We start from the raw sequence: 542 nt of genomic DNA on the forward strand, positions 1-542 counted from the left end.
CAGCCCATCAGCCCGGCGGCCCGGCCGGTGCGCACGTAGTGCAGGAACGGCGACTCCCCGGGACCCAGCAGATGCCCGTAGGCCCGGCGGTAGAAGCGGGTCGAGAAGGTCTTGCTCGGGTCGCGGTCCTCCTCCTGCCCGTGGGACAGGAAGTGGATCACCGGGCCGTTCTCGAAGCCGCGGGTGTCGGGGTAGCGCTTGAGGTACCAGGGCGCGTCGAAGAGCGGCTCGATCAGGCGGGCCTGCTCGAACAGCTCCGCGTCCTCCTCGGCCGGCGGCGCGCCGTAGCGCGGATCGAAGGCGTCGCCCGCGAGGTCGTCGCCCCGCAGAAGGGCCCGGGCGAGGTGGTGGACGAAGGGCGCGAGGCCCGTCGCCTCGGCGGACGGATGGTGCGCGCGGTAGGCCCAGCCGTTGAAGTCGGGTCGGGGATTGCGGCCCGTCTTCCAGCCGGTGTCGCAGTAGTCGCGCACCGCGTCCTCCGCCTCGGACAGGCCGTAGCGCGCCCGGTAGAAGCCGTGGTCGAAATGCCCCGCCACCAGCCG

Annotated in this window: 1 pseudogene; it reads right to left on the minus strand. The window is 72.9% G+C overall.

The features are described 5' to 3' along the window. Nucleotides 1-542 (minus strand): annotated as a pseudogene (locus ACTJK8_RS32345) (glycosyltransferase); the annotation flags it as partial.

The sequence above is a fragment of the Methylobacterium sp. 22177 genome (assembly GCF_052045615.1).
GTDB classification, from domain to species: domain Bacteria; phylum Pseudomonadota; class Alphaproteobacteria; order Rhizobiales; family Beijerinckiaceae; genus Methylobacterium; species Methylobacterium radiotolerans.